Below are 4,200 nucleotides of genomic sequence, written 5' to 3'. Positions count from 1 at the left end.
GTCTTGGCCGGTGGCCACCGGCCAAGACGCTAAATCGCTTCCATCGCACAAATCATGCCCGTGCAGATACAAGGGGTGGGAGTTCGCGCCCTCAGAAAGCGCGGCATGCTGGTCGACTTGCGCAACTTGCGCGTGCAGTGGCGAGGTCACAAGCACGGATGCCGTGACGGCGGCGGCTGCGACCAGCCATGTGCTGCTGCAAAAAGGGCGGTAGTACCTCATTAACGCTGGTTCCCTTTAGTTCTGCTGCGCCGGTCCGAGGTGGGCCGCGTCGATCACGAATTTCGACAGCGCGCGGCCGAGACAGGCATGCACCCGCTTGGCCAGTTCCACGCCGTGGGCGGAGCTGAACAGGTCGAAATCACCGGCATCGTTCCAGTGATGCATGATGGCGAAACGATCAAACAGCGGGACATCATGTTCTTGCGCCGACACCCGCATATTATCTAGGTATGGTGACCCGGAAATCATGCTTTCGGTGCGGGGGCTGTACTGAAGATTGACCAGGACCACATTGGTTCCCGCCTGTTGCAACGCAGTAATCCCCGCATCGAGGGCATTACGAAAATCGTCAGGATCGATCGACCGGATAGCATCGACGGTTCCCGTCTGCCAGACCACTAAAGTATGCCGTTTTGCTTCCACCAGCTTAACAAAGCCGGCCGCCATATCCTCCGCGGTCTTGGCGGACTGTGCTTCCACGGACAGGTTAACGGTGGTGCTGGGCAGGCTTTCCTTGAGCGCCGCCTGCAACTTTGCCGGGTAGGCGCTGGCCTCGAAGGAGGGAATGGTGGAGGAACGGCTGCCGACCACGAGCACGTTCAGGGGCTGGCCGCTCCTCACCGCCTCGGCCACCTTGGACAACGAGCTTTCGGTGGACAGCAGATTGGCCGGGACGTCGCAAATCTGCTCGGGATCGCCGGCGCGTGCCGGGGCCGCGGACAGAGAACCGGCCAGCAATGTCAGGCCCAGCACAGTCCATAAGCCGGACTTCATACCGCCCCTCCCGCCAGGTCGGCATTGCCGCCGGGGCTCTTGTATCGCGCGGCGCCTTTGTCGGCGGAGTGTTTGTACCACGAAATCACCCACGCCATTGCGCACATGATGACAATCCCAGTGACGCTGACCAGGAAGTGCATCCCGGCGCTGCCGGACACCTCGGCCAAGATGAAGTGCCCGGCAAATGCCAGGAACACGCCAAGGCAGAATATCTCAAGGGAGTGCTGGCCGCAGAGGATCAAAGGTCGCAGCCACGGGGATTTCAGGCCCGGCCAATCCCGGGGCAGGACGCGGACGGTAATGGCCGCCAGCGCCAGGAAATGGGCAAAGCGCAATGCGTCCAGATCGGTCTTGTTGATCGGGTACATCCACTGCTCGATGCGGCGCGGCACGATGTGGCCGAGCTGCGGCAGATACCAGGACAGCGTGACCAGGAACGCCGCGAACAGATAGGCGATGCAGATCCAGAGCGTGATCGGGGAGGCCAGGATACGCGACATCCTTCTTGCGCCGCCTAGCGCGCACCAGGCGCCGAACACGAACAATAATTGCCAGGCGAACGGATTGAACGCCCAGACGCCGTTCGGATAGGCGCTGAGATAGAGATCGAAATGCCAGGTCAGGACGTAGAGGCCGGCCGAGAGTGCCAGCGTCACGTCGGTCCGCCATTTCATCAGCCACAGGATCAAGGGCAGGAACAGCATCAGCACGATGTAGAGCGGCAGCACGTCCATGTTGACGGGACGGAAGCGCAACAGCAGCGCCTGCACGATGGTGACATCGGGCTGCTTGAGGAAATCCATGATCCCCATCTCTTCGGTGTAGAGCGGGTTCTCGAAGCGGGTGGCGACGTAGGAGATTTCCGCAAGAAAGATCGTGAACAGGAACACGTGGGCGACATAGATCTGCCAGACGCGGCGCAGGATGCGCGCGGTCGCCACCACAAAGCCGGCCTGAAGCATCGCGCGGCCATAGACGAAGGCCGCGGTGTAGCCGGAGATGAAGATGAAGATCTCGGTCGCGTCGGAGAAGCCGTAGTTGCGGATCGTGAGCCAGGTCAGGATGTTCGTCGGCAAATGGTCGATGAAGATCAGCCACAGCGCGAGCCCGCGGAACAAATCCAGCCGCAATTCGCGCTCGGAGGTCGCGGGCATCGTGATCGCGGGCGCGGCGGCGACCGCTCCGCTCGCATCCTTGGCGTCGGCAAGCTGCGTTCCGGAAATTGGATCGGCAATCGACGTCATCGGGCACCATGACCGTGCGAAGTTTTGCGCCGCCCCGACTCGAAAAAGATAATATCCGCCCACCGCTTGCGGACAAGATACGGAATTGACGCGGATGCTCGCGCCTTTAGAGCGGAACTATGGTCAAACGGCGATGAAAAACGCTAGCTGAGCAAACTTTCGTCAGCCGGTCCAACGATTGGTTCCGACGGACTTATTGGCTATGATGCGATTTGAGGAGACTGAAACGTGTACCGCGCCGTCACCCGCGACATCGAAGTCACCGTCGAGCCGAACTTCCTGCCGGAACGTTCGTCGATCGAGAACCGGCAATATTTCTGGTCCTACACCATCGTCATCACCAATTCCGGCACCGAGACGGTGCAACTGCGCACGCGATACTGGATCATCACCGACGCCACCGGCCGCCAGCAGGAAGTGCGCGGCGAGGGCGTGGTCGGCGAGCAGCCCGTGCTCGCGCCGGGCGAGCGCTTCGAATACACCTCCGGCGTGCCGCTGCCGACCGCCTCCGGCATCATGAGCGGGCGCTACCAGATGGTGAGCGAAAGCGGCGAACGGTTCGAGATCGACGTGCCGACATTTTCGCTCGACAGCCCGGACGGGAAGAGAGTGTTGAATTGACGAGCGCGTGTGCCCTCACGGGGAAATCGGTAGGGTGGGCAAAGGCGCGTCTTCGCGCCGTGCCCACCATCCAGATTCCGCTCGCGATGGTGGGCACGCTTCGCTTTGCCCACCCTACAATTCTAAGTTCGATAGCCCTACTCCACGCCCGCTTCATCCGGCGTGAATTCGTAGACCGACGAGCAGAACTCGCAGGTGACGACGACCTTGCCGTCCTTGACCATGTCGGCGCGATCCTTCGCCGTAAAGCTCTTCAGCATCGAGGACACCGCCTCGCGCGAGCAGGAGCATTGCGCGCGCAGCGGCAGCGGCGCGAACACACGCACGCCGCGTTCGTGGAACAGGCGATACAATAGCCGCTCGCCCGACAGATCAGGGTCGAGCAGTTCGACGTCCTCGACCGTTCCGATCAGCGACTGCCCCTCGACCCAGGCATCGTCTTCCGGAACCTCATGGGCGGCGGTGCCTTCGGGCGCATCGCCGGGATGCAGATCGGCCTGCCGCGCGCGCTCCGGCGCCTTCGGCAGGAACTGCAGCAGCATGCCGCCGGCGCGCCAGCGAACCTTGCCGCCGTCGCCGCCGCGCCATTCCTCGCCGACCGCAAGGCGAACGCGCGTCGGGATCTGCTCCGAGCGCAGGAAATATTCATGGGCTGCGTCTTCGAGGCTGCCGCCATGGAGCGCGACCAGGCCCTGGTAGCGGCTCATGTCCGGCCCCTGGTCGATGGTCATCGCGAGATGGCCCTTGCCGAGCAGCGCGCCGGAATCCAGCCCGTCGTGCAGCCGCGTCGCATCGTAGCGCGCATAGGCCCGCAGCCGATCGGGCGCCTTGAAATCGACGATCAGGAACGAGACCGGACCGTCGGTCCGGGTCTGCAGGATGAAACGGCCATCGAACTTCAGGGATGAACCGAGCAGCGTCGTTAGCACGATCGCCTCGCCGAGCAATTTGCCGACGGCAGGCGGATAATCGTGCTTGTGCAGGATGTCGTCGAGGGTGGGGCCGAGCCGCGTCAGCCGCCCGCGAAGATCGAGTGCATCGATCTCGAATGGCAGCACCGCGTCGTCGACCGGCACGGCCGATGGCGCGCGGGTTGGCGTTTCCGTGATCTTGATGTCGGGGGATTGTGAAACCATGGCGCTCTATCTGGGGTCTTGAGAGGCGAAACGAAAGGGGTTCACATTCGTCGTTTTGCTTGTCGTCCCTGCACAGGCTACGGTCGTGGCACGAGCAAGCGGTTGCAGCGGAGCCCACCACGAAAGCCTGTGGTTGATGGGGTGGACGGCCCCCTACGGCATCAGTTGTGCCAGAATGAGGTTGTCGAAATCTCAAACGA

5 protein-coding genes are annotated in these 4,200 nt (G+C 62.4%); 1 reads left to right on the top strand and 4 read right to left on the bottom strand.

The genetic code is table 11. The features are described from left to right. The 3 genes from AAFX91_RS39585 to AAFX91_RS39575 form a co-directional block, all read right to left on the bottom strand. Nucleotides 1-222, bottom strand: a 222-nt coding sequence (locus AAFX91_RS39585; protein WP_394570110.1) for a hypothetical protein, incomplete at its 3' end; no start/stop codon positions are given. A gap of 15 nt (nt 223-237) precedes the next feature. Continuing rightward, complete coding sequence (locus AAFX91_RS39580; RefSeq protein ID WP_394570109.1) at nt 238-996, bottom strand: SGNH/GDSL hydrolase family protein; 759 nt, start codon at nt 994-996, stop codon at nt 238-240. Further along, nucleotides 993-2,243 (bottom strand): OpgC domain-containing protein, encoded by a 1,251-nt coding sequence (locus AAFX91_RS39575; protein ID WP_394570108.1) that lies wholly within the window; start codon nt 2,241-2,243, stop codon nt 993-995. The genes AAFX91_RS39580 and AAFX91_RS39575 overlap by 4 nt, the downstream gene beginning before the upstream one ends. A 228-nt stretch (nt 2,244-2,471) precedes the next feature. Here AAFX91_RS39575 and apaG point away from each other — a divergent pair, with 228 nt between their 5' ends. After that, the gene (gene apaG / locus AAFX91_RS39570; RefSeq protein WP_282532251.1) at nt 2,472-2,864 is read left to right on the top strand and encodes a Co2+/Mg2+ efflux protein ApaG; all 393 of its coding nucleotides are present in this window, start codon (nt 2,472-2,474) and stop codon (nt 2,862-2,864) included. 137 nt (nt 2,865-3,001) lie between these two features. On the opposite strand, the gene AAFX91_RS39565 is transcribed toward apaG, so the two are convergent. Then, nucleotides 3,002-4,000 (bottom strand): Hsp33 family molecular chaperone, encoded by a 999-nt coding sequence (locus AAFX91_RS39565; protein WP_394570107.1) that lies wholly within the window; start codon nt 3,998-4,000, stop codon nt 3,002-3,004. Nucleotides 4,001-4,200: the final 200 nt, after the last annotated feature.

The organism is Bradyrhizobium sp. 31Argb (assembly GCF_043638955.1).
In the GTDB taxonomy this organism is placed as follows: domain Bacteria; phylum Pseudomonadota; class Alphaproteobacteria; order Rhizobiales; family Xanthobacteraceae; genus Bradyrhizobium.
This window is presented reverse-complemented; position numbering and strand designations above follow the sequence as displayed.

Bases quoted from the DNA above. Each gene is read 5' to 3' on its own strand.
- AAFX91_RS39580 (WP_394570109.1), bottom strand. From the start codon at position 996: ATGAAGTCCGGCTTATGGACTGTGCTGGGCCTGACATTGCTGGCCGGT.
- AAFX91_RS39575 (WP_394570108.1), bottom strand. From the start codon at position 2,243: ATGACGTCGATTGCCGATCCAATTTCCGGAACGCAGCTTGCCGACGCC.
- AAFX91_RS39565 (WP_394570107.1), bottom strand. From the start codon at position 4,000: ATGGTTTCACAATCCCCCGACATCAAGATCACGGAAACGCCAACCCGC.